The organism is Methylacidiphilum kamchatkense Kam1 (assembly GCF_007475525.1).
GTDB classification, from domain to species: domain Bacteria; phylum Verrucomicrobiota; class Verrucomicrobiia; order Methylacidiphilales; family Methylacidiphilaceae; genus Methylacidiphilum; species Methylacidiphilum kamchatkense.
The window spans coordinates 919,934-942,499 of sequence record NZ_CP037899.1 but is presented as its reverse complement, the minus strand read 5'-3'; the positions used below and the strand labels follow the sequence as shown (position 1 = coordinate 942,499).

Genomic DNA, 22,566 nt, shown 5'->3' with positions numbered 1-22,566 from the left:
GATATTTACAAGAGATTTTTCCATTTTAAAAAAAATTCTGCTCAAGATGAAACTTATTTTTTTATCCTGATTTTTTTCTGAGAGATTTTACCTTATCGGGAACAGGATCCCATCCTTTACCTCCCCAAGGATGACATCTCAGCAACCTTTTCGATGCAAGGAATAGCCCTACTATCACCCCGTGTTTCTGTACCGCCTCTTTGCAATACTGAGAGCAGGTTGGATAATACCGGCAAACACCGTAAATTCCAAAAGTTTGACGAATCGAACTTAGGCCGTATCGATAAAAGGATAAAAGAAAAAAAATTATTCTTTTCATATTCTACTAAAAAAATGTATCGCTTTTTCGCCTAATTCGATCATATCTTTTCTCATTTCTTTAAAATTTGCTGTCAAAATCCTCTCTTTTGCGATCCAACCAAAGGAATAGGGCGCAAGCTTAAAGGGGGCGTATTGTCTAAATATCTCCCTCATTCTTCTTTTAATAAGGTTTCTTTTGGCAGCTCCGCGGATCTTTTTTGAAACTGCAAAAAAAACTTTAGGGAAAGAATCGATTTCTCTTGGTAAAAGAAAAAGGATAAAAAAAGGAGAAGAAAACTTTTTCCCATGAGAAAAAAAACGGGCAATTTCGTCTTTTTTTTTAGCAATGAGTCGCCGTGGTAATTTATTGTTCAAGTCGGTTGAGCAACCAAAATAGACCATCAAATATACTAAAAGCCAAAGCGCTCTGAAAAAAATCACGAAGAAGTGTGACGACTAAATTTTCTTTCTGTGTTTTTAGGGACCAACCGCCATCTCCCTTTTTTTCTTCTCCTTTTCAATATCATCCTGCCACCTTTAGTCTTTGAGCGATTTAAAAACCCATACTGTCTTTTTCTTGTTCTTTTTGAGGGTTGGTATGTCCTTTTCATAAGATCCTTCCCATTTTAACCAATTAAAAATAAATAAACTATAATGCTGACTGGGCATTGACAAGTTCTGCTAAATGCTTGCCTAAGATATTGCTCACATCGAGTAAATATTCTTTCTCATCACTTTCTGGTAAGAGATCTAGCTCTTTTTTCCCTTGCTCAAGGAAATTCATAGCCGTCTGAAATGTCTTTTGGAGAACTCCTTCCTTTACGATCCATAATTGAATTTTTTCCCAATCTTCAGAGACGCCGTTTTCAAAAATTTCGACAATGGTTCTTTTCATTTCTTCGGAGCCTTGTTGGTACAGATAAAGGATCGGCAAAGTCAACTTCCCCCCTCCTAAATCTGTTCCCAATGTCTTTCCCACATTTTCTTCATTTCCGAAAAGATCCAAACAATCATCATAAATTTGATAGGAAGATCCTAGTGCTTGACCATATCTGCCCAAAGCTTCGGAAATAGATTGGGAAGCCGAATTCAGTCTTGCGGCAAGTTCACAAGGAATACGAAAGAGCTCGCCTGTTTTCATTTGAATGATTTTCAAATATTCCTCTTCCAATAAATTCCAATCAAAACGTCTTCTTGTCTGAAGAATCTCTCCGCTGCAAACCACACAGACTCCATGAGCTACACTTTTAATAATGTCAGGATGCAGCCGACAACATACCTTAAGAGCCTGTGCAAACAAGCTATCACCAAGAAGTACTGAAATTTCTGAACCCCATCTGGAAGTCACCGAAGGCAGTCCTCGACGCATAGAAGCCCCATCAAGGATATCGTCATGGACAAGAGTTGCCAAATGGATCATCTCAACAACCACAGCAAGATAAAGATGATCCTCAATTATCCCTCCACTTCCCTTTGCAGACAGCAAAACAAGAAGAGGCCTAATTCTCTTGCCTTCGCTCTCTAAAACATAGCGAAAGAATGGAACAACACCCGCATCAAATTCTTCCGCTTGGTTTAAAATTTCCCTGTCTATCCAACCAAGATAGTCTTTGAGTTGATTTGTCAAATTATGAAAAATATCCGGTTTTGATGCAATCGGCTTTGCATTGTTTTTAAATATTGTCATCTTTGCTTCATTGTTGCGGGCGATCTTATTTTCGATCATAAACAGTAGCCAGTGCCACTAATATCTCTAGTAAAATGCCCATCAGTTTTTCTCTTTTAAAGAAAAACCATAAGATAAGTATAAGCCATCCCCTTGCGTCAAGTTGGTTAGACTAACAGCAATAGTAGCTTTCAAACCAATTTGACCCTCTAGGCCGTTGCATTGGAAGAATCCTTACAAGCATCGATCATGGAATCGAGTGCTTTTCTAAATTCTTCCAATCCAGGTGCAGGAATGATAATTGCATCCCTTCTTCCTCTTACATCTTCAGTAATTCGAAGAAACCTCCCCCTTCCATTTTCTTTTAGATCAAAGAAGAAGTTCTTTCTTTCAACAGTAATTTTTTCACTTTTTATGTTTTTTTGCTCGCCATCCATTTCTAGAACTCCTCGCTGGTTTTAGAGTAATGTTTAAAACGCCTATTTGTCAAATCCTCGTTTTTGATCTTTAAAAGAAACCGTTTATACTTTGCCTTTTCTCTTTTAATGTGCAAAATATTTTTTGTGCCATAAAGCATTGTTTATTGTGACTAAACAAAAATCACATTTAAGAGGTTTCCTTCTCCTTTCTTTTGTTATTCATTTGGCTATTACTTTATTTCTTGGATCTGGAATTTTAAAACAATTTTTTCCAAAAAGTCCTCCTCCTGATTCCCCACCACCCACCTTAACCATGCTTGAAATGGTCCAACCTGAAAGTTTTATTCCTACCGAAGAATGGCAAAAAACAGATCATCCTGATCCCCACGCTCTTCTTCAATCCGATCGTTCCACCGCTTTAAGGAGCCAAGAAGCTCCGCAAAAACCAGATTCTCCTCTTCCTCAACTTTCGGGAGACCCCCGCTCATCGATGAGCTACGTTGATCAGCCTGCGTCAAGGCCTTCACCTCCAAGACCTAGCGGTCGATCTACTCCAGCTCAAAAACAAGCACCTCCCACAAAACAATTTGAACAAGAAAACCAACAGAATCAAGCTTCTTCCAACAATGAAGCTAAAATTGAAAATAAATCCAAGGAAGAAACTAAAGAAAATCACCTTCAGAAAGATAATCAAAAACTGACAACAAAATCTGAAGAGGCAACCCCTACAGAAAAGCCTTCCGAAGACAACCCCTCCAAAGTGCTAGAAAAGCTTCTCAAAGAGATAAACAAACCATCTGAAGAGTTTTTAAAGAAAGAAGATCCAAACGGAGATCCTCTCATGCCCTTTCAGAATAAAACTCCCAAAGAACCATCAAAAGCAACAGACAAGGAACCTTCAAAAAATGCAACCACGACTTCTACTACTTCCAAACAAACGGATTCCAGTCAACCTAAATCTTCTTCCCAATTTAGTCCCCCTCCCAATCCCCCTCCTTCTCCTGAATCCTTTGAAAAGCATAGAATGCAAATCTCAGGAGGACGTACAGCGGAACTAGGCCCTGTTTCTCCCTCTGCACGTGAAACCGAGCTTGGTCGATATAAGGCAAGACTTTATCGTGCGATTGGCTCCAGATGGTACTTAGAAGTAGAACAAAGTATGGGGTTGCTTGCCATTGGCTCTGTTAGAGTTCGGTTTTATGTCCAATCCGATGGTACTATAAGCAGTCTCCAAGTTATCAGTGAAGATGGCATTACTGAAGTTTTAAGATCGATATCTCTTGATTCTATTCGTTTATCGGCACCTTTCGGTCCTTTTTCTGAAGCCATGAAAGGACAGATTGGAGATGGATTTTGGGAAGAAATTACCTTTACCATTTACTAATAGAAGAACAGTGCTATTTTTTTTGAATAATATCGCTTGAGGAGAGCTTATGTCGTTTGCCATCTCTTTTAACTGGAACCAACTATCTTCTTATTTTGCCATTAAGAACTTTATCGAAGGAAGTGGTCTATTCATCTATCCAGTCATTCTCTGTTCGATTATTGGACTAGCAATCATTCTTGAAAGATCCTTTTCGTTACGTCGCTCGAAAATTATTCCGAAGAAATTGGTCAAAGCCATTGAAGAGCTTGGCTGGGGAGAAAATCCTGAACGCATAGAAAAACTTTGTCAGGATCAAAAGTCCACTTTAAGTCGACTCGTCTATCTTTGTCTACAAAATATGTCTTGGTCGAAATTCGAGAATTCTGAGGCTCTGCAAGTCAAAGCCCGCTCTGAAATTGCTCAATTGGAAAAAGGATTAGTTATTTTGGAAATTATTGTGGGAATCGGCCCTTTGCTTGGCTTGCTGGGTACCTTATCGGGACTTATAACTATCTTTGGTAATGTCGGAACCCATGGCATGGCAACCCAAGGAGCGGCAATAGCTCATGGAATTTCTGAAGCTCTTCATACTACACTTGCTGGATTAGGAATTGCGGTTCCCTGCTTAATCGCTCACAGTCTTTTTACTAGAAAAGTCGAAGCTTATGCTGTTGAGATGGAAAATATCTGCTCTGAGCTTTTAGCAAAAATTTATACGGAAGCCCCTACCCCTGAATATTGACACCCTTTAAAAAATATTTTTTCTATAACAAAACATGGAATTCAGACCTAGAAGTAATCGAAGACCGTTAATTAACTTAGTTTCTTTAATCGACATTCTATCCATTGTGTTGCTCTTTTTTGTCGTAACGACAACTTTTCAAAGAGAAGAACCTGCTGTTAAAATCGATTTACCTAAATCAGTTCGTTCCAAACCAGTAAGATCCGATCTTCCGAAAATTATCTTCGTTACCGAAGACAAAAAAATCTTTCTAGATAATAAACCTGTAGAACCTGAGCATCTCGGAGAATTATTAAAAAAAACAATTACTGAAAATCCCGACACCAAAATTGCCTTAAAAGCAAGTAAAAATGCACCTTTTGAAATAATCATACAAGTCATGGATGCAGTCAAATTTGCAGGAATTCCAAATTTACCTACATTTACTGCAGAAGAAGATAAAACCAACCGGAATTAGTTTTGTTCCCATTATGATCTTAAACATTATACTGTACGATAATCCAATTCTAAGAATAAAAGGAAAGGCGATCGAGGCCTTTGATCAGCAGCTTAAAGATTTAGCCTCTGACATGCTAGAAACCATGGCCTTTTACAAAGGCGTTGGGTTAGCCGCTCAACAGATAGGTAAAGCCCTTCAGTTTGCCGTTGTTGATGTCAGCAGCTCTAAAATTCCTTCTTCCTTGCTTATTGGCGGAAAACCTGTTCCAGTCGAAGAGCATATGCCGCTTTTTCTTATTAATCCTACCTTAAAATACACCCGATCCAAAGAAATAAGCAATGAAGGATGCTTAAGCTTTCCAGGGCTTCGTATTGATGTTCCTCGGTCGAAAAGAGTCGAGGTCAATACCTTTGATCTCAATGGAAAGCCTAGAAAATTTGAAGCCGGTGGTTTTCTTGCCATTGCTATTCAGCACGAATACGATCATTTACAGGGAAAACTTTTTATTGACTATCTTTCAGCGGAACAGAGAAAAACAATCAAAGAAGACCTTGAAAGAATCAAACGAGGAGAACCTATTCTATCCAATAAGGATAAGGAGTAATTCAAACTTGTATCCACACACTGAAGCAAATAGCGGCATGATTTTAGGCATACCTGTTATTTCATTTGGTCCATTAGCCCTGCCAATATACTTCGCTTTCTAATTGAGAGGAAGAGAAGTCATTTTGCTCCATTACCTTATGCACGCCTCTCGGTTGGGTCTTTTATCCTTTTTCTTTGAAAAAAAGCCAAAAGTTCTTTTCCTCCAAAATCGGCAAGAACTTCATCTTCCCATTCCAGTGTAGGAGCTCTAGATTGTCCAGAAATCTTTACCATCCGCTTGTAAGATTCCCTGTCTTTTAAGACGTCAATTCGCTGATAAGTAATGCCAAACCTTTTTAAAAGCTCTTCAGCTTCCTCACACCAAGGACAGCCTTCTTTTACGTAAAGGATGATTTTTTTTTCCTCTTTCATGCATTTTTAAAACTTTCTTTGGTTGCTTCTTATGTTTGAACTCTTTTTATTGCTTCATTTAAAGACATCTGCAAGCCACAATAAAACGAACCGAACTCTGCAAATTTAGCGCTCACTGGATCAAAACGCATTTCATAAACGATTGACTTAATATCATATGGATCTTTTGCATATAAGCTTACCGCCCATTCCCAATCATCCAATCCCGTAGCTCCAGTGATGTACTGAACAACCCTCCCACTATATTTTCTGCCTACTTTCGCATGGCCTTTCATCAACTCCTTCCTTTCTTTAAATCCAAGAGCATACCAATTTTGACTGTTTTCTCTTTTTTTCCTCATTGGATAAAACGAGAAAAAGGGATAATCAGGCAAAGTAGGATATAGCCGAACAGTGGTGTAATACTCCATAGCTTTTTCAAAATCACTTATTCGGTTCAAAAAATCCTCCGTTCCAGGTTGAATTCCAGAAGAAATTAATTCTTCTTCAAACTCTTCTCTCGTCGTAGTATATTCGGATTTTTCAGTCATCGAAAAAAAAGAATAATGCAGGTTCCAACCATCTAAGCTAAAAGTTTTTGTAAGCCTTTTTTCAAACTCCTGCATTTTATGTAAATCAGGCCCTAGAATCATGAATCCAATGTCACAATGACATAGCATACAAAACGTTGCGATTTGAAAGCCTTCTTCGTTTTTAATTCGGTCAACTATAGAACCGATTTCAACTTCAAAATTGGGATGAACCTGTCCACTTTTCCTTTTCCAATGATCAATTAAAAAAAACAAATGAACAACAAAAAGCCCTTCTTTTGCCTTCAATTTATTCATTTAAAAAACTCCTTTTGGGATTGAATGATACTTGGTAGAATGCATTGCATCTATGGCATAATTACATTTTTTTGAGCAAAAAATAGTATTGTAAAGTATCACTTTCTAAATGCTAATTCACATGCCTTTTCTATAATGAATACAAAATATAGTGGCAATAGTTCTCCTTCATCCACCAATGAGCTATCTAAAAATCCAAATAGTCTTTATCCCAATACTATGCGTTCTCATTCCTTGAGTGAAGCCTTAAAAACTTTTAAACAAAAAACTCAACTCCCCTCCGCTTTCCCATCCAATACTTCTCCTTTACCTTTAGAACAACCACGTCAAACTCCCTCTTCCAAGTCCACTACTCAACTGATTTCCAAAGGTCCATCCTCCAAAGGAGTAAGCAGTGAAGCCCTCATTAGATCTGTTCAACTGGTAAAAGAATATGGTGGAAGAAAAGTGGTTAATGGAGTGGATCTTGTTGTTAACAAAGGAGAAATTGTAGGGCTTTTAGGTCCTAATGGGGCAGGGAAAACAACCACCTTTTATATGCTTGTAGGCTTAGTGACGCCGACAAAAGGAAAAGTATTTATTGAAAATGAGGATGTAACAAAAATGCCAATGTATAAGAGAGCGAGAAAAGGATTAGGATACCTTCCTCAAGAAGAATCGGTATTTAGAAAGCTAACGGTAGAAGAAAATCTCATGGCTATTCTTGAATTCCTGGATATTTCCAAGGAAGAAAGAATGCATCGGCTCGAAGAGCTTATTCGTGATTTCGGGTTGGAGAAAGTAAAAAAAACCATAGCGATGTCTTTGAGTGGTGGGGAGAAAAGGAGACTTTCTATAGCAAGAGCATTAACAACCTCCCCTTCGATTTTGCTGCTCGACGAGCCTTTTAGTGGAGTCGATCCACTGGCTGTTTATGATCTGCAACAGCTTGTTTTAAGTTTAAAAGAACGAGGCGTTAGTGTGCTCATAACAGACCACAATGTCAGAGAAACTCTCTCCATCGTTGACCGTGCTTATCTTATATATGAAGGAAAAGTCATGAGCCACGGCACAAGTGAATTTTTAATCAACGATCCAATCACAAGAGAACTCTATCTTGGTCCTCGATTTAGTATGTAAAATCTCTTCCTTTGCTACTTTACCCAGACAAAAAAGTCGAATTGTACTATATTGTTTTCATTCTTATATTTTTCCTTCATTTTCAATAGGTAGAGAGGTGTCAAGAAAAGGTTTTTTAAAAAAACCATACATAGTATTTTTCCAAACCAAACTACAAAAAAAATAAAGAAAAGAAGCCTGTGATCGATTACGAATCTGAACTCAACGAAGAACAGAGAAAAGCTGTAACCGCTCCACTTGGTCCAATCCTAGTTATTGCAGGGGCTGGAAGCGGAAAAACTCGTACTTTAACCTATCGGGTTTCCTATCTAATCGAAAAACAAATCAAACCTGACCATATCCTTTTGGCCACTTTTACCAACAAGGCCGCTAGAGAAATGCTCCACCGAGTTGAGCGGCTTGTAAGAGCAGATACCTCCAAAATTTGGGGAGGGACTTTTCATCATCTTTGCAATAGGATTTTAAGAAATCACGCTACAACCATAGGTTTCGAGCAAAACTTTACGATCATAGACAGGGAAGATTCCCTCAGTCTATTGTCTGAATGCATTCAAGAATTGAATATAAAGCATAGCGGCAAACTTTTTCCTTCTCCAGAAGCCTTGCTTGAAATTTTCTCTTTATCAGTCAACAAAGTAAAGCCTCTTTGGAAAATCATCGATGAGTCTTTCCCTCATTTTTCTGCTTATGCTGAAGATATTTCAAAGCTTCAAAAACTCTTCAACGAACGGAAAAAAAAGTCTCAACTTGTAGATTACGACGATCTCCTATCCTATACGGTAAAACTTTTTCAAGAAAATGAAAAGATCTGCCGCTTTTATCAATCTTATTTTGAATACATTCTTGTCGATGAATATCAAGATACCAGTCGGATTCAAGCAGATTTCATCGATATGCTCGCTCAACGCTCTCATCAAGTCATGGCGGTAGGAGATGATGCTCAAAGCATTTATTCCTGGCGCGGTGCAGAAATTGAAAATATCCTTACATTCCCTAAAAAATACCCATCAGCTTTAGTCGTTAACATAAAGACAAACTATCGAAGCACCCCCGAAATTTTAGCTTTAGCCAATGCAGCTATAGAAGCCAATCAGCTCCAATTTCCAAAAGAGTTAAAAGCCATTAGGAAAAGCCTCAAAGAAAGCAAGCCGCTTCTGCTTAGCTGTTCAACGGCTGCTTCTCAATCAATAGAGATTGCAAACCAGATCGAAAAATTTAAAGCCCAGGGCATCGATTATAACGAAATCGCTATTCTCTATAGAGCACATTTTCACGCATTAGAAATCCAACTTGAGTTGACCCGCAGAAAGATTCCTTTTGAAATAACTAGTGGCATCCGTTTTTTTGAACAAGCTCATATAAAAGACATTTGTGCCTTTTTACGATTTTATATCAATCCATACGATGAAACTGCTTTCAAACGAATTGTAAAGATGTTTCCTGGAGTTGGACAAAAAACGGTGTCGAAACTTTGGGAAGAATATATAACTATCACAGGTTCAATAGAAAAACTCAATCCCCCCAAAGTCTCATCAAAGGCATGGAAAAATTGGTTAGATCTCCAAAAAATATTAGCTTCTAAAGAGTATGAAAATAATCCTTCCAAACAACTCGAAGCTATTCTTAATGGAGTGTATATGGAATATTTAAAAGTCCTTTATGAAAGCTATCAGAGAAGACTCGAAGACATTGAAGGGCTTATTAGTTTTGCTTCCAATTACGATTCCACCGAAAACTTTCTTTCCCAGGTTTCCTTATTAACAGGAGTGGATACAGCTCAGGACGAAAAAAATGGGGTTCGTTTAAGCACGATTCATCAAGCCAAAGGATTGGAATGGAAAATAGTTTTTTTGATTATGCTGTGCGATGGACTCTTTCCTTCCAATTATTCTTTAAAGCATGCCGCACTCCTTGAAGAAGAAAGAAGGCTTTTTTATGTCGCTGCAACCAGGGCAAAAGATCAACTTTTTCTATGTTATCCCCGCAGTAGGTCGTTTAACTATCGAGAAACTCTTTATCTCCCCTCACGCTTTGTTGAAGAAATCCCAAAAAATCTTTTGGTCGAAGCAAAACTGCCTTAATCTATTGTTATTATGAGTGATGGCTTTGTTCACCTCCATCTCCATTCAGAATATAGTCTTCTTGATGCATCCGCTCGAATCAAAGACATCGTCAATAAAGCTAAACAGTTGGGCATGCCAGCGGTAGCGCTCACTGATCATGGCAATCTTTATGGGACGATCGAATTTTATAAAGCTTGCATTCAAGAAAACATCAAACCCATCATCGGCTGTGAAGCTTACATAACTGCTGGAAGCCGCTTTGACCGCAAAGGTAATAGAGAGAAAATCTACCATATTACGCTCTTAGCTAAGAATCAACAAGGCTATAAGAATCTTTTAAGACTCATTTCCTTAGCTCATCTAGAAGGATTCTATTATAAACCCAGAATTGATCGAAGTTTGCTTAAAGAATATGGCCAAGGGATTATTGGTACGAGTGGCTGCATGAATGGGGAGATTCCACAGAAAATTTTGGAAGGAGATATCAAAGCGGCTAAAAAACTTACCGAAGAGTATAGCCGTCTATTTGACCCCAATTGCTTTTATTTAGAAATACAAAACCATGGCTTAAAAGAAGAAGCCACAATAAGAGAAGTGCTCGCCGATTTTTCTAAGAGTTTAGGACTTCCTTTGGTGGCTACGAATGATGTCCACTACATAGAGCAAGAAGACTCACAATTCCATGATGTTTTACTTTGCATAGGAACAGCCAGCCAGATCAATGACACTAAAAGAAAGAAATATCCTTGCGCTGAATTTTACTTCAAATCCCTCCAACAAATGGAAGAGCTTTTTAAGGAATATCCTCAAGCACTAGAAAACACGTTGACTATAGCCAACCAATGTGATGTTTCCATTGAGTTAGGTAAAAACCGGTTCCCGGCCTATCATCCTCCTGCTCCCTATAGTCAAGAAGAATATTTAAAAAAGCTTTGTTATGAAGGCTTAGAAAAAAGATTTGGCGACAGGAACCTAGAGGAAAAGGAGAAAATAAAAAGAGATTGGATTATGAACTGTCCATTATAGAAAAGACAGGTTTTTCGAGTTATTTTTTAATCGTATGGGATTTTATCCATTATGCTAAAAAGGAAGGCATTCCTGTCGGTCCTGGCAGGGGTAGTGCAGCAGGTAGCTTAACAGCCTATGTCCTAGAAATCACCGATATTGACCCTTTAAAGTATGGATTGGTCTTCGAAAGATTTCTCAATCCACAAAGGGTTTCTCCTCCTGATATTGACATCGATTTTTGTTATAACCGCCGTTCAGAGGTTATCGATTATGTCAGGAAAAAATATGGGCAGAGATCTGTCGCCCAAATTATTACTTTTGGGACGATGGGGGCAAAGATGGCGGTAAGAGATGTAGCAAGAGTGCTTGGGCTTAGCTATCAAGAAGCGGATCGTATTGCCAAGATGATCCCAACTGACTCTTCAATGACCATAGAGAAGGCCAAAGAACTCAATCCGCTCCTCCAACAACTCTATGCTCATGATCCACAATGCCAAGAAGTTCTTAATATTGCCTCCAAACTTGAAGGATTAACTAGACAGGCCGGTGTGCATGCAGCAGGAGTTGTTATCTCTGATGGAGATCTTCTGGATTTTGTCCCTCTTTCTCGCGGAGACCATGAGGAAATAGTGACTCAATGGTCCATGGAACCCATCGCAGAAATCGGACTGCTGAAAATGGATTTCCTAGGGCTAAAAACGCTAACGGTCATTTCTGAATGTTTGGAGCTTATAAAAAAAAGCGGGGAAAATCAAACACTTGATCCCAACCGCTTTCCCCTCGATGACAAGAAAACTTACGAGCTTTTGAGGCTTGGATGGACCATAGGTGTATTCCAGCTGGAATCACCAGGTATGGTTGAGCTAGCTAAAAAGCTTAAACCAGGGAATATCGAAGATATCATCGCTCTAGTGGCTCTCTATAGGCCAGGACCAATGGAAAATATTCCTGCGTATGCTGAGAGAAAGTTAGGAAAGGTGCCTATAACCTATGATCATCCTCTTTTAGAACCGATTCTAAAGGATACGTACGGGGTTATGATCTATCAGGAACAAGTCATGCAAGCGGCTAGCGTTTTGGCTGGTTATTCTCTAGGAGAATCAGATCTTCTGAGAAGAGCCATGGGTAAAAAAAAGCCTGAAGAAATGCGAAAGCACCGAAGCCTATTTGTAAAAGGGTGTAAGGAAAAAAACAACATTCCTGAAGAAAAAGCGAACCAGATTTTCGAAACGTTGGAAAAGTTTGCTGGTTATGGTTTTAATAAAGCTCATAGCGCCTGTTATGGTTATTTGGCTTATGTTACTGCTTATCTCAAAGCAAACTTTCCTGTATTTTACCTTTGTACGCTTTTATCTAACGAGTTAGGAGACACCGAAAAAATCTCCCAACTTGTTTCCGAATGTAGACGAATGGGGATTGCCGTTTTACCACCCGATATTCTCAAAAGCGAGGTACGCTTTTCAGTAGAAAATGGAGCGATCCGCTGGGGACTTTCCGCAATCAAAAACGTAGGAGAGTCTGTTGCTGAAGCAATAGTACGAGCAAGAAAAAAACATGGTGATTTCGCTTCCCTGTATGACCTGTGTGCGCATCTTGACTGTCCATTAAATAAAAAGTTTTTAGAAAGTCTGATTAAATCTGGTGCTTGTGATAGCCTTAGAAAAAGTAGAAAAGAATTGCTTGAGAGTCTTGGAGAGGCAATGGCTGCAGGAAACAAAACTTCCAAAGAAAGGTTAAGTGGCCAACAGAATCTTTTTGAAGAACCCAAAGAAAACAATCCTTATGTTTCTGACATAGCCGAAGAGTATCCACTGAACCTTCGGCTCCAATGGGAAAAGGAACTATTAGGAATCTATTTAAGTGGTCATCCAATTGATGAATGGATTCCCCTGATCAAGTTATTCCAACAAATCCCAATTTCCCAGCTTCAAGAGCTGGCTGATAATACTCGGCTTTATATCCCTGGAATCATCACTCAAATTGAGAAAAAGACTTCCCAAAAATCCAAAAAACCCTATGTGAAGCTTACGCTCGAAGATCAGACTGGGCATATCGAAGTCATTCTTTTTTCCGACACATTCCAAGCAATTTCCACAAGTGAATGGGGAGCAAAGGCTTTTATTGTAGAGGGTCAGATAAATAAAAAAGAGGAAAGCGTTTCGATTCGATCTTCACATCTTTTTACTATAGAAGAAGCTATTGAGCAATTAAAACCCATGCTTTTTTTGACCATTCCCGAAGAAAACTGGACTCCGAACCATTGGAAAAAACTTCACGATATTCTTTTAAAGCATCCAGGCAATGCTCCTGTTGTATTAAGATATCTAACAAAAGAAGTCGTTTGCGAAATCGCTACCGACGAAACCTTTAAGGTTAATGTTTTTCCTTCGCATCTGCCTTCCCTTTTGCAGGAGTTAACCGCTCTGCTCCCTCAAGATTCCTTAAAACTGAAATTTAATAAATCTTCTTACAACCATTCCAAGCAAAGATCTCTTCACTACTCATGAATAATGAAAGTCTTATTATAAGGGTATCGACTCCAAGTAGAAACTATTCGGTTCGGATAGGCAGAGGCCTCCTACAGTCATGTGGTTTGCTTGCCTCCCAATTAGGTTTGGAAAACCGAATCGTTCTTTTACATGACGAAGCAGTCAAAATGTATGCCTATCAAATAATCGATTCACTGAAAGGCTATGGCTTCAAGCCTGAGATTATTGCTATTGCTTCGGGAGAAAAATCAAAAAGTTTTAGGACTTTAGAAGCAATTGTCAAAAAGCTTGCAGAAATGAAGTTGGATCGCAAAAGTACGCTACTAGCTCTGGGCGGAGGTGTTACAGGTGATCTCGTTGGATTTGCTGCTTCTATATTCCTTAGAGGGATATCTTTCATTCTCATTCCTACAACCCTTTTAGCAATGGTTGACAGTTCAATTGGAGGGAAAACAGGCATTAATCTTCCTCAAGGAAAAAATTTAATTGGTTCTTTCTATCAGCCTCTTGAAGTATGGATCGATCCTGAAGTTTTGCATACGCTCTCACCAAGACTCCTCAGTGCAGGTATGGCTGAAGTCATCAAATACGGAATGATTGCTGAGGAAAAGTTGCTGGAGGAAATTGAAAAAAAAGAGGAAGCCAATCTTCTTGATCTGATAAAAAGAAGTGTGGAAATCAAAGCAAAAATAGTAAGCGAAGACGAACAAGAAAAAACTGGGAAAAGAGCTATTCTCAATTTTGGCCATACTCTAGGACATGCCCTAGAAGCAGCCAACAAGTATAAAGATCTTTTGCATGGTGAAGCCATTGCTATTGGAATGCATGCTGCCTGTCTGCTCTCCCATTGGTTATTGTCTTTTCCGCTTTCTTCGATTGAAAGATTAAAACACATTTTGCAATTATATTCTTTACCTCTGATCGCTAAAGGCTTTTCCAAGCAAGCAATCTTCCATGCCCTTGATTTAGACAAAAAAAGAGTTCAAGGCGTGAATTCCTGGATTCTCCTTCAGTCTATCGGTTTTCCTGTTATTAGCAAGGAGGTCAAAAAAGCCGATGTGGATCGAGTCCTAAAAGAAATCGTAGTACAAGGTCACTAATCGAACGGTTGGCATGAACAATGATTATAAAGTTCGACTTTATCTTCGCCTTTTACAAATACCTGGCATAGGATTGGCAACGGGAGCAAAAATCATCACCGGTTGTGGTGGCATTGAAAATGTTTTCAATGCTACATTCAAAGAGATTGCTGAAAAATGTGGGTTAAACGAAAAAATCACTCAGAAAATTTTCCTACCTATTGACGAATATAAGATTAATGAGAAAATCAACCAGTGTAGGAACCTTGGCATAGAGGCAATTTGTTACGAGGACCCTACGTATCCTTCGGTACTTAAAGCTATTGATTCTCCGCCCTTACTACTTTATTGCAAAGGACAGATTCCAGAAAAATGGAACTATGGTATTGCCATTGTGGGAAGCAGAAATCCAACCCCTTATGGCATACAAATAGCAAGAAGACTCGCCTATCAAATTGCTAGGGTTGGATTTGCTGTCATTTCAGATTGTGCTTTGGGAATAGGTACCCACGCTCATCTTGGAGCTCTGGCTGCAGAGGGAATCACATGGGCCGTAATGGGTTTAGGACTGGAGAGGTGTCATCATCCCCCTCAGAATCTTCAATTATTAGAAAGAATCACGAAAAAAGGATTGATCCTTAGTGAATTTCCACCTAGAACAGTCTCTAGCCGATCTACTGTTCTTCTCAGCAATAGGATTATTAGTGGCTTATCTATTGGGGTGGTGGTTGTGGAAGCTGCCCAGGGATGTGGTTCACTCTTAACTGCTCGCATAGCTTTAGAACAGGGCAGACAACTTTTTGCCGTTCCTGGTAGAATAGACAATCCCTATGCTTTTGGTCCCAATCAGCTTATCAAAGAGGGAGCAAAGCTTGTGGGTGCATTAGAAGATATTCTTGAAGAGATTAATTATCTATTCCCTTTGGTCCATTTGAAGGCAGGGGATAAAGAGAGAGCCGAAAAAATTAAACTTTCTAAGGATGAACAACAGGTGTATCTCGCCATGGATGCTGAAGAAATTTCTGTAGAAGAATTGCTCAAAAAAACAGGGTTAGCTTCCGCTACCCTTCTTTCCGTATTAAATCGATTAGAGATGAAAAAAATCATTCACCAGCTTCCTGGAAGACGTTATGTCCGGACTTTGTAAAGGAAAAAAACTAGAATGGCTCACTGAGATGCTTTTAGATTTCTTGTGTAAAATATTTTAATAAATATCATTGAATAAGCAAAACAAACAAAAGCACGAGATGGGTAAAACATTAGTTATAGCAGAAAAGCCGAGTGTAGCTCAAGATATTGCCGAAGCTTTGGGAGGTTTTCCTATAGGACGACATGCGGTTTATGAAAATGAAAAGATGGTGATTAGTTCAGCCGTCGGACATGTCGTTGAACTCTGTCTTCCTGCGGAAATGGATGTTCGACACAAAAAATGGTCTTTAGCCAACCTCCCCATTCTCCCTGCTTCCTTTTCCTTAAAACCGATAGAAAAATCGAAAGAAAGACTCGATCTTCTGATATCCTTGCTCCACAGAGAGGACATTGATCTGATTATCAATGCTTGCGATGCTGGAAGAGAAGGAGAGCTTGTTTTCAGGTATCTCATTCGCTATGCGAATGTCAATAAACCCATACAAAGGCTCTGGCTTCAGTCGATGACCAAAGAAGCCATTATCGAAGCTTTTAGAAATCTAAGAGCACTAAGCGAAGTCGAGGGATTGGCCTGTGCAGCTGTATCAAGATCAGAAAGCGATTGGCTTATTGGCATAAATGGAACAAGGGCCCTTACAGCCATCCATTCCAAATCCAATGGATTTAGGCTGACTTCCGTCGGTAGAGTACAGACTCCGACCTTGGCAATGGTTGTAGCGAGGGATAAAGAAATCCTTCAATTCAAACCTCAGACTTATTGGGAAATTGTGGGAACATTTCGATCCCGTCAAGGAGAATATAAAGGGAAATGGTTTTTAGAAAAAAGCTCTCAATCAGACAAAGATGACAATCACCCTGAACGGCTATGGAATCAGGAACAATGTCAGAAAATTGTGGAAAAATGCTTAAACAAATGGGGGAATGTCACTGAAGAAAAAAAACTTTCCTTACAATCCCCTCCTTTACTCTTTGACCTCACAACACTACAAAGAGAAGCCAATTATCGTTTAGGCTACAGTGCCCAGAAAACCTTACAGATTGCGCAATCCTTATATGAAAATCACAAACTGATTACTTATCCTCGGACAGATTCAAAATTTCTTCCTGAAGATTATGTCGATAGGGTTAAGGATGTGCTGAAAAGTCTTTCTAATGAATCATTTCAAGCTTTTGCTAAAGAAATCTTAACTCATGGATGGGTAAATCCAAAGAACAGGATCTTTAATAACCAGAAGGTTTCCGATCATTTTGCCATTATTCCAACAACAAATACCCCCAAATCCCTCAATGCTAGTGAGGAAAAAATTTATCAACTTATTGTAAGAAGATTTCTGGCTTCCTTCTATCCACCAGCTGAATGGGATGTAACAAAACGAATTACAATTATAGAAGGGGAAGCTTTTAAAACCGAAGGCAAAAGCCTTAGGTCTGCTGGCTGGTTAAAAGTTTATGGGGCCATACAATCTATAGAAAATAAAGAGGAAAAGGAACAATCGCTTTGTCCAATCGAACAAGGGGAAAGAGTGTTAGCTATTGCATTGGAAACCGTTACTAAAGAAACAAAACCCCCAGCTCATTTTACAGAAGCAACCCTTCTTTCAGCCATGGAAAGTGCAGGCAATCTTGTTGAAGATGAAACGCTTCGGGAAGCCATGTCGAAAAAAGGGTTGGGAACCCCGGCAACCAGAGCTGCAATCATTGAAGGATTGATAGAAGATGGATATATTCGAAGGCAAAAAGGAAGAGAACTTTTAGCTACCCCAAAGGCATTTTCCCTCATTGAACTGTTGGAAGCCATCAATATCCAAACCTTAAGATCCGCTGAACTTACTGGAGAATGGGAATTTAAACTACAGCAGATGGAAAAGGGGAACTATCCTCAAGAAAAATTCATGAAAGAAATCTACCAACTGACCGAATCGATTGTCGAAAAAGTCAAAGCATTTGGTTCAATCGATAATTTCAGAAAACCTCTTCCCATTTCTAGTCCTCAAGGTCATTCCATCGAAGAAACTTTATACGAGTATAAATCCCTTGATAACTCCTTTCGCTTGACAAAGTATATTGCTGGACGGCCATTATTTCCAAATGAACTGGAAGGTCTACTAGCCAATAAAGAAATTGGTCCACTTAAAGGCTTTTATAATAAAAGCGGAGATCCCTTTAGTGCCTCTTTAAAATTAGATGATGAAAGTGGTCATGTCAGTTTTGTTTATGAAAAAAAGGAACCTCAAGAAAACGTCGACGAAATTCTTTCTGAAGAATCTCTTGGGAGTTGTCCTTTGGATCAAGCATCAGTAGTGGAAACAAAAGGATACTATGCCTGTGCCAATTTTCTTCAATCCTCTCATAATGGAACCCGCAAGTGTACCTTTAGAATCAACAAAGAAATTCTTGGTCAAGAATTATCCAGAGAGGAAATGCAAAAGCTTCTGAAAGAGAAAAAAACCTCTCTTCTTACCCAGTTCCGATCTAAAAAGAGAAAGAAAAACTTTTCAGCCTATCTTGTTTTGAACGAACAAGGAAAGCTCAGCTTCGAATTTCCTGCCAAGGAAAGCAAGAAGAATGGAGCTATTAGCCGATCCAAAACAGGAGAAACTTCTAAAAAAAGAAGATCATCAAAAAAGACCTCTAAAACTAAAAAGAAGCAATCTCCAAAAAGCAAGAATTAGTGACCCTCTGCTTACCCATATTCCCTATCAGGTTATCTGAAAGCCGTTTGAGCTGGGTAGCTAAACCACAGTAGGAGCTGTTGTTAGAATAGGCTTTAGAAATAGAAAAGCGAAAGTGCAACTTTTGTACTATTTAGGCAATATTCTTTGGTCGGTAACTCCATACCAGAGAGTTCGTTAGTTATAGAAAGCTTATTAGTTAGAGAGGATGATGGCTTAACGAACCTTGAACGGAGCCCGAAGGAAAGTATTCTTTTAGAAACTTATTTTCTTCTTTTAGCTTTTATTGATATAGAAATTTAAACAAGCTTCACTCCCTAAATCCTAAAAAGTCTATTACTACAGGAGATGTACTTATGGCACCGGATATCGAAAACATTGATCTGCACATTGAATATTGGAACGCTGCAAATTATCTGGCAGCTGCCCAATTTTATTTAAAAGAAAATCCTCTGCTTCGAGTTCCATTAAGACCCGAACACCTAAAACCACGCATTCGAGGGCATTGGGGATCAGCCCCTGGATTAAATCTCATTTATGTTCAGCTCAATAGGTTAATTCAAAAAACTAATGCTCAATTTCTTTTTATTACCGGACCCGGGCATTGTTCCTCAGCGATTCTGGCAAACCTATATCTGGAAGGAACTTATACAGAATTTTATCCTGAAATTTCTCAAGATCTAGATGGTCTCACTCTTTTTTGTAGGCAATTTTCTTCCCCTGGTGGAGTTCCCAGCCATGTAAGCGCCATGACGCCTGGATCTATCCACGAAGGGGGTGAACTGGGTTACTCTCTTTTGCATGCTTTTGGTGCCGTATTCGATCATCCGGAGCTTATTGCAGCAGCCGTTGTAAGTGATGGCGAAGCTGAAACTGGACCATTGGCTGCCAGTTGGCAATCAATAAATTTTCTCAACCCCGCTAGGGATGGAGCTGTCTTACCGATTTTCCATGTAAATGATGGAAAACTTTCTGGGCCCACTATCTTCGGAAGAATGGAAGATAAAGACATAGCCATGTTTTTTTCTGGCATGGGTTATGAGCCTCTTTTTGTGTGTGGAAGCGATCCAAGGCAGGTCCATACGGATCTAGGCATTGCTTTAGAAAAATCCTATGCAACGATTCGGCAAATTCAGCAAGAGGCAAAAGAAAAAGGAGTGCATTCCAAGCCCCGATGGCCCATGATCGTGTTGAGAACTCCTGATGGGTGGACGGGCCCTAAAGAAGTGGACGGAGTAAAAATAGAAGGCACTTTTCGTTCTCATAGAAGTCCACTGATGGATGCACGAGAAAATCCTGAACATTTAAAACTTTTAGAATCTTGGCTTAAGAGTTACCATCCCGAAAAGCTGTTTGATGAATCTGGAAAACTACGAAAAGATCTTTCAGATCTTGCTCCAAAGGGAAGCCTTCGAATGGGTGCAAGTCCCTATGCCAATGGGGGTAGTCTTTTAGTCGATCTGGTTTTGCCTGATTACACTGAATACCAAGTTGGTGTCAAACAACCTGGAAATACTGTATCCGAACCCACCCATGTTCTAGGAAAGTATCTTCGCGATGTGCTTCGAAGAAATCCAACGAACTTTCGTATCTTTTGTCCTGATGAAACGGATTCGAATCGGCTTTCAGCGGTTTTCGAGGTAACAAATCGCTGTTTTGTAGCCAAGACCAATCCAGATGACGATCATCTATCTGCTGATGGAAGGATCATGGAAATTTTGAGCGAACACTGCTGCCAAGGTTGGCTCGAAGGCTACCTTCTTAGCGGCAGGCATGGACTGTTGGTTTCTTACGAAGCTTTCGCCATGATTCTTGATTCAATGGCAAGTCAACATGCCAAGTGGCTAAAACTGTACAGGGAAATACCGTGGAGAAAACCTATCGCTTCTCTTAATTATCTATTGTCTTCCCATGTATGGCGTCAGGAATATGATGGATATACCCATCAAGGCCCTGGATTTATCGATACACTGATTAACAAAAAAGGACACGTAATCAGAATCTATCTGCCACCAGATACAAACACATTGCTTTCGGTCATGGATCATTGTTTAAGAAGCAGAAATTATGTTAATCTGATCATAGCTGAAAAGCAGCCAGCTCTTAATTGGCTGAATATGGAAGAAGCCCGTGCTCATTGTGCCCGTGGGGCTTCTATTTGGACCTGGGCAAGTAATGATGAAGGAAGCCCTGATATTATTCTTGGCTGTGCAGGAGATGTCCCAACATTGGAAACAGTGGCTGCTTCTTGGCTCCTACAAAGACATTTTCCTGAGCTTAAAGTTAAAGTGGTGAATGTTGTCGATCTGATGACCCTTTCCCCTCCAGCCTATCATCCTCATGGAATGGATGAACAGAGGTTTATTCATCTTTTTAGTGCAACCCAACCTGTGCTTTTTGCTTTTCATGGATATCCTAGAATGGTCCACGACCTTATTCATGGACGACCTAATCCGGCCAGGTTCCACGTCCGTGGCTACCAGGAAGAGGGAACAACAACAACCTCTTTTGACATGGTCGTTCTCAATAAGATGAGCCGGTACAATCTGGCTATTGATGCAATCAAATATGCTTTAAAAGGAGTCCCCCATCTCCGGACAAAAGGAGAAAATATGATCGCCTTTTTTGAAAGAAAAATAGCTGAACACACTACCTATGTTCGAACTCATCTAGATGATATGCCAGAAATTAAAAATTGGACCTGGAGCGATCCTTCAGCTAGTTAAGGTCCATTTGTGTCAAGCTTATGTTTTTTTAATCTTGGCAAACCATATGAGAAAAGTGATAAACAAATAGAGGATGGCACAAAACCGAAAGGTGTCATCAACCGCTAAAATATAGCTTCTTTGGCTAACTAAGTTCCCATATACTTTTAATGCCTGCATGGAATCAAGTCCCCAATCCCTAAGTCTTTGGAGAAATTCAACCACCTGAGGATCAAACAAGCTACGGGTTTCGACAAGACAAACTTGCTGGAAAGCAGTTCGATGTTCTAAGAGTGTGCCTAAAAGTCCTCCGCCAATAGAAAAAGAAAAAGTCCTTAGCAAAATACCCTCGTTTATCGCCTTTTGCTGATTGCGCTGCGAAAGGCCTTCAATACTTATCCGATTGATTGCTGGCAGTAGCCCAACCATGCCTCCTAATAAGATTTGGGAGAGTAGAATTGTCTGAATAAAAAAAGATCGACGATTGAAAAAGTCATAATTACTTGTCATGTAGCAAAAGAGGGATAACATGGCAAAGCAGAGGCTTGCCACGGGCCTAGGATCAGAACGATTAGAAAGAAACACAGACAGAGGATAAAGAAAAGGAAGGCAGAAAAGCATAGGGAGAAGAGGCAGACTAGAAAGAAATGAGGTATAACCTAATTGCTGGAGTGCTCCAATAAGCACAGAAAAGGCACCATATAGAAGGCCGAAAGAAATCGGCCCAAGCAAGTTCGCGATGGAAAAGTTGGGTTTTAGAAAATGTCGGACATCAAAGAATGGTTTTTTTTCTCCCAATTCCCAGACAATAAAATAAATGAGAGAACTCACCCCTAAAAAAAAGAAACAATTAATAAAAAATGAATTATACCAATCTTCATCCTGACCCCTTGAGACAACTATCTGGAAGGAGAAAAAACAAGTAGTAAGCAATGAAAGACCGATCCAATCCAAAGGAACCCTACGAGTTGTGTCATTCTTTTTTCTTAGAAAAACAAAGAGTACCCAGAAAAGGATCGTGTGCAAAAGGAGGTTAATTAAAAAATAATCTCTCCAATTCCATCGGTATTCTTGCAACACGCCCCCAAAGGGAGGTCCAAAGCCAAATGTTGTCAACAGAAGAAACCCAAAAAGAGTCGTCACAAATGGCCATTTACTGATCGGATAAAAATCCATCAAAACATATTGACAAAGCATCATCACGGCTCCAGCTGCTAAGCCTAAAGGAAACCTAAAAAAAAGAAAAAGATAGAAGTCGGTTGTCAAAGCCAAGATAAAATTACTCAAAATAAGAATGACAATGGCTCCTAAAAGCGAGCGCACTTTGCCATAAACAGTTGATAACCATGGACTGAGAAACATACCCAAAGCCCGGCCAATAAAAAAATGGTCGAAGTCCACATCGCATGACTTGGGCTTTGGCCTAATTCTCCTACAGCATGCCTGTTAAGCACCGCATAAGCAGATGAGCTGTAAACGGCCAGCAAAAATTCTGTGCCCAGCGCT

Annotated in this window: 20 protein-coding genes; 12 read left to right on the top strand and 8 right to left on the bottom strand. The window is 39.5% G+C overall.

The window, feature by feature from the left end; genetic code table 11:
- Positions 1-61: 61 nt before the first annotated feature.
- The 5 genes from yidD to kam1_RS04420 all read right to left on the bottom strand — a co-directional run bounded on the left by yidD (position 62) and on the right by kam1_RS04420 (position 2,403).
- The gene (gene yidD / locus kam1_RS04440) at positions 62-319 is read right to left on the bottom strand and encodes a membrane protein insertion efficiency factor YidD (protein WP_143958277.1); all 258 of its coding nucleotides are present in this window, start codon (positions 317-319) and stop codon (positions 62-64) included.
- Positions 316-675, bottom strand: coding sequence for a ribonuclease P protein component (gene rnpA, locus kam1_RS04435; RefSeq protein WP_235277428.1), 360 nt, complete (start codon positions 673-675; stop codon positions 316-318). The genes yidD and rnpA overlap by 4 nt, the downstream gene beginning before the upstream one ends.
- Before the next feature lie 62 nt (positions 676-737).
- A complete protein-coding gene (rpmH, locus tag kam1_RS04430; protein WP_079254265.1) occupies positions 738-911 on the bottom strand; it encodes a 50S ribosomal protein L34 in 174 nt (57 codons plus the stop codon).
- 38 nt (positions 912-949) lie between these two features.
- Positions 950-2,026: a polyprenyl synthetase family protein gene (locus kam1_RS04425; protein WP_039721722.1), complete on the bottom strand. Its 1,077-nt coding sequence runs from the start codon at positions 2,024-2,026 to the stop codon at positions 950-952.
- Between the two features lie 149 nt (positions 2,027-2,175).
- Positions 2,176-2,403 carry a PUR family DNA/RNA-binding protein gene (locus tag kam1_RS04420; RefSeq protein WP_009058904.1) on the bottom strand — a complete coding sequence of 76 codons (228 nt, stop codon included), beginning with the start codon at positions 2,401-2,403 and terminating at the stop codon, positions 2,176-2,178.
- Between the two features lie 148 nt (positions 2,404-2,551).
- Between kam1_RS04420 and kam1_RS04415 the strand changes: the two genes are divergently transcribed.
- The 4 genes from kam1_RS04415 to def are packed head-to-tail and all read left to right on the top strand — an operon-like array spanning position 2,552 to position 5,536.
- Positions 2,552-3,769, top strand: a complete 1,218-nt coding sequence (locus kam1_RS04415) for an energy transducer TonB (protein WP_039721755.1) — start codon at positions 2,552-2,554, stop codon at positions 3,767-3,769.
- Between the two features lie 49 nt (positions 3,770-3,818).
- The gene (locus kam1_RS04410; protein ID WP_039721723.1) at positions 3,819-4,493 is read left to right on the top strand and encodes a MotA/TolQ/ExbB proton channel family protein; all 675 of its coding nucleotides are present in this window, start codon (positions 3,819-3,821) and stop codon (positions 4,491-4,493) included.
- Between the two features lie 34 nt (positions 4,494-4,527).
- Complete coding sequence (locus kam1_RS04405) at positions 4,528-4,950, top strand: ExbD/TolR family protein (RefSeq protein WP_039721724.1); 423 nt, start codon at positions 4,528-4,530, stop codon at positions 4,948-4,950.
- A gap of 13 nt (positions 4,951-4,963) precedes the next feature.
- The gene (gene def / locus kam1_RS04400; protein WP_039721725.1) at positions 4,964-5,536 is read left to right on the top strand and encodes a peptide deformylase; all 573 of its coding nucleotides are present in this window, start codon (positions 4,964-4,966) and stop codon (positions 5,534-5,536) included.
- A 137-nt stretch (positions 5,537-5,673) separates the two neighbouring features.
- On the opposite strand, the gene kam1_RS04395 is transcribed toward def, so the two are convergent.
- Both kam1_RS04395 and kam1_RS04390 read right to left on the bottom strand, forming a co-directional pair.
- Complete coding sequence (locus kam1_RS04395) at positions 5,674-5,949, bottom strand: glutaredoxin family protein (RefSeq protein WP_039721726.1); 276 nt, start codon at positions 5,947-5,949, stop codon at positions 5,674-5,676.
- Positions 5,950-5,978: 29 nt separating this feature from the next.
- Entirely contained in the window at positions 5,979-6,776 is a 798-nt protein-coding gene (locus tag kam1_RS04390; protein ID WP_039721727.1) for a chlorite dismutase family protein, read from the bottom strand.
- Positions 6,777-6,911: 135 nt separating this feature from the next.
- On the opposite strand from kam1_RS04390, the gene lptB reads away from it, so the two are divergent.
- From lptB to kam1_RS04355, 8 genes are all read left to right on the top strand, one after another.
- Positions 6,912-7,895: an LPS export ABC transporter ATP-binding protein gene (lptB, locus tag kam1_RS04385; RefSeq protein WP_216363796.1), complete on the top strand. Its 984-nt coding sequence runs from the start codon at positions 6,912-6,914 to the stop codon at positions 7,893-7,895.
- Between the two features lie 179 nt (positions 7,896-8,074).
- Positions 8,075-9,976 carry an ATP-dependent helicase gene (locus kam1_RS04380; RefSeq protein ID WP_039721728.1) on the top strand — a complete coding sequence of 634 codons (1,902 nt, stop codon included), beginning with the start codon at positions 8,075-8,077 and terminating at the stop codon, positions 9,974-9,976.
- Positions 9,977-9,988: 12 nt separating this feature from the next.
- Complete coding sequence (locus kam1_RS10525) at positions 9,989-10,984, top strand: PHP domain-containing protein (RefSeq protein ID WP_244946172.1); 996 nt, start codon at positions 9,989-9,991, stop codon at positions 10,982-10,984.
- Complete coding sequence (dnaE, locus tag kam1_RS04375) at positions 10,960-13,473, top strand: DNA polymerase III subunit alpha (RefSeq protein ID WP_244946171.1); 2,514 nt, start codon at positions 10,960-10,962, stop codon at positions 13,471-13,473. The genes kam1_RS10525 and dnaE overlap by 25 nt, the downstream gene beginning before the upstream one ends.
- Positions 13,470-14,555 (top strand): 3-dehydroquinate synthase, encoded by a 1,086-nt coding sequence (gene aroB / locus kam1_RS04370; RefSeq protein WP_039721730.1) that lies wholly within the window; start codon positions 13,470-13,472, stop codon positions 14,553-14,555. Before dnaE ends, aroB begins: the two co-directional genes overlap by 4 nt.
- Before the next feature lie 13 nt (positions 14,556-14,568).
- A complete protein-coding gene (gene dprA, locus kam1_RS04365) occupies positions 14,569-15,681 on the top strand; it encodes a DNA-processing protein DprA (protein WP_039721731.1) in 1,113 nt (370 codons plus the stop codon).
- Between the two features lie 100 nt (positions 15,682-15,781).
- Positions 15,782-18,355, top strand: a complete 2,574-nt coding sequence (locus tag kam1_RS04360; protein ID WP_039721732.1) for a DNA topoisomerase III — start codon at positions 15,782-15,784, stop codon at positions 18,353-18,355.
- 356 nt (positions 18,356-18,711) lie between these two features.
- Complete coding sequence (locus kam1_RS04355; protein WP_143958276.1) at positions 18,712-21,081, top strand: phosphoketolase family protein; 2,370 nt, start codon at positions 18,712-18,714, stop codon at positions 21,079-21,081.
- 18 nt (positions 21,082-21,099) lie between these two features.
- Here kam1_RS04355 and kam1_RS04350 read toward each other — a convergent pair whose 3' ends face one another.
- The gene (locus kam1_RS04350; protein WP_244946170.1) at positions 21,100-22,461 is read right to left on the bottom strand and encodes an MFS transporter; all 1,362 of its coding nucleotides are present in this window, start codon (positions 22,459-22,461) and stop codon (positions 21,100-21,102) included.
- Positions 22,462-22,566: the final 105 nt, after the last annotated feature.

Bases quoted from the DNA above. Each gene is read 5' to 3' on its own strand.
- kam1_RS04390 (WP_039721727.1), bottom strand. From the start codon at position 6,776: ATGAATAAATTGAAGGCAAAAGAAGGGCTTTTTGTTGTTCATTTGTTT.
- kam1_RS10525 (WP_244946172.1), top strand. From the start codon at position 9,989: ATGAGTGATGGCTTTGTTCACCTCCATCTCCATTCAGAATATAGTCTT.
- kam1_RS04420 (WP_009058904.1), bottom strand. From the start codon at position 2,403: ATGGATGGCGAGCAAAAAAACATAAAAAGTGAAAAAATTACTGTTGAA.
- kam1_RS04425 (WP_039721722.1), bottom strand. From the start codon at position 2,026: ATGATCGAAAATAAGATCGCCCGCAACAATGAAGCAAAGATGACAATA.
- kam1_RS04355 (WP_143958276.1), top strand. From the start codon at position 18,712: ATGGCACCGGATATCGAAAACATTGATCTGCACATTGAATATTGGAAC.
- yidD (WP_143958277.1), bottom strand. From the start codon at position 319: ATGAAAAGAATAATTTTTTTTCTTTTATCCTTTTATCGATACGGCCTA.
- dprA (WP_039721731.1), top strand. From the start codon at position 14,569: ATGAACAATGATTATAAAGTTCGACTTTATCTTCGCCTTTTACAAATA.
- kam1_RS04360 (WP_039721732.1), top strand. From the start codon at position 15,782: ATGGGTAAAACATTAGTTATAGCAGAAAAGCCGAGTGTAGCTCAAGAT.
- rpmH (WP_079254265.1), bottom strand. From the start codon at position 911: ATGAAAAGGACATACCAACCCTCAAAAAGAACAAGAAAAAGACAGTAT.
- kam1_RS04405 (WP_039721724.1), top strand. From the start codon at position 4,528: ATGGAATTCAGACCTAGAAGTAATCGAAGACCGTTAATTAACTTAGTT.
- lptB (WP_216363796.1), top strand. From the start codon at position 6,912: ATGAATACAAAATATAGTGGCAATAGTTCTCCTTCATCCACCAATGAG.
- kam1_RS04410 (WP_039721723.1), top strand. From the start codon at position 3,819: ATGTCGTTTGCCATCTCTTTTAACTGGAACCAACTATCTTCTTATTTT.
- aroB (WP_039721730.1), top strand. From the start codon at position 13,470: ATGAATAATGAAAGTCTTATTATAAGGGTATCGACTCCAAGTAGAAAC.
- def (WP_039721725.1), top strand. From the start codon at position 4,964: ATGATCTTAAACATTATACTGTACGATAATCCAATTCTAAGAATAAAA.
- kam1_RS04395 (WP_039721726.1), bottom strand. From the start codon at position 5,949: ATGAAAGAGGAAAAAAAAATCATCCTTTACGTAAAAGAAGGCTGTCCT.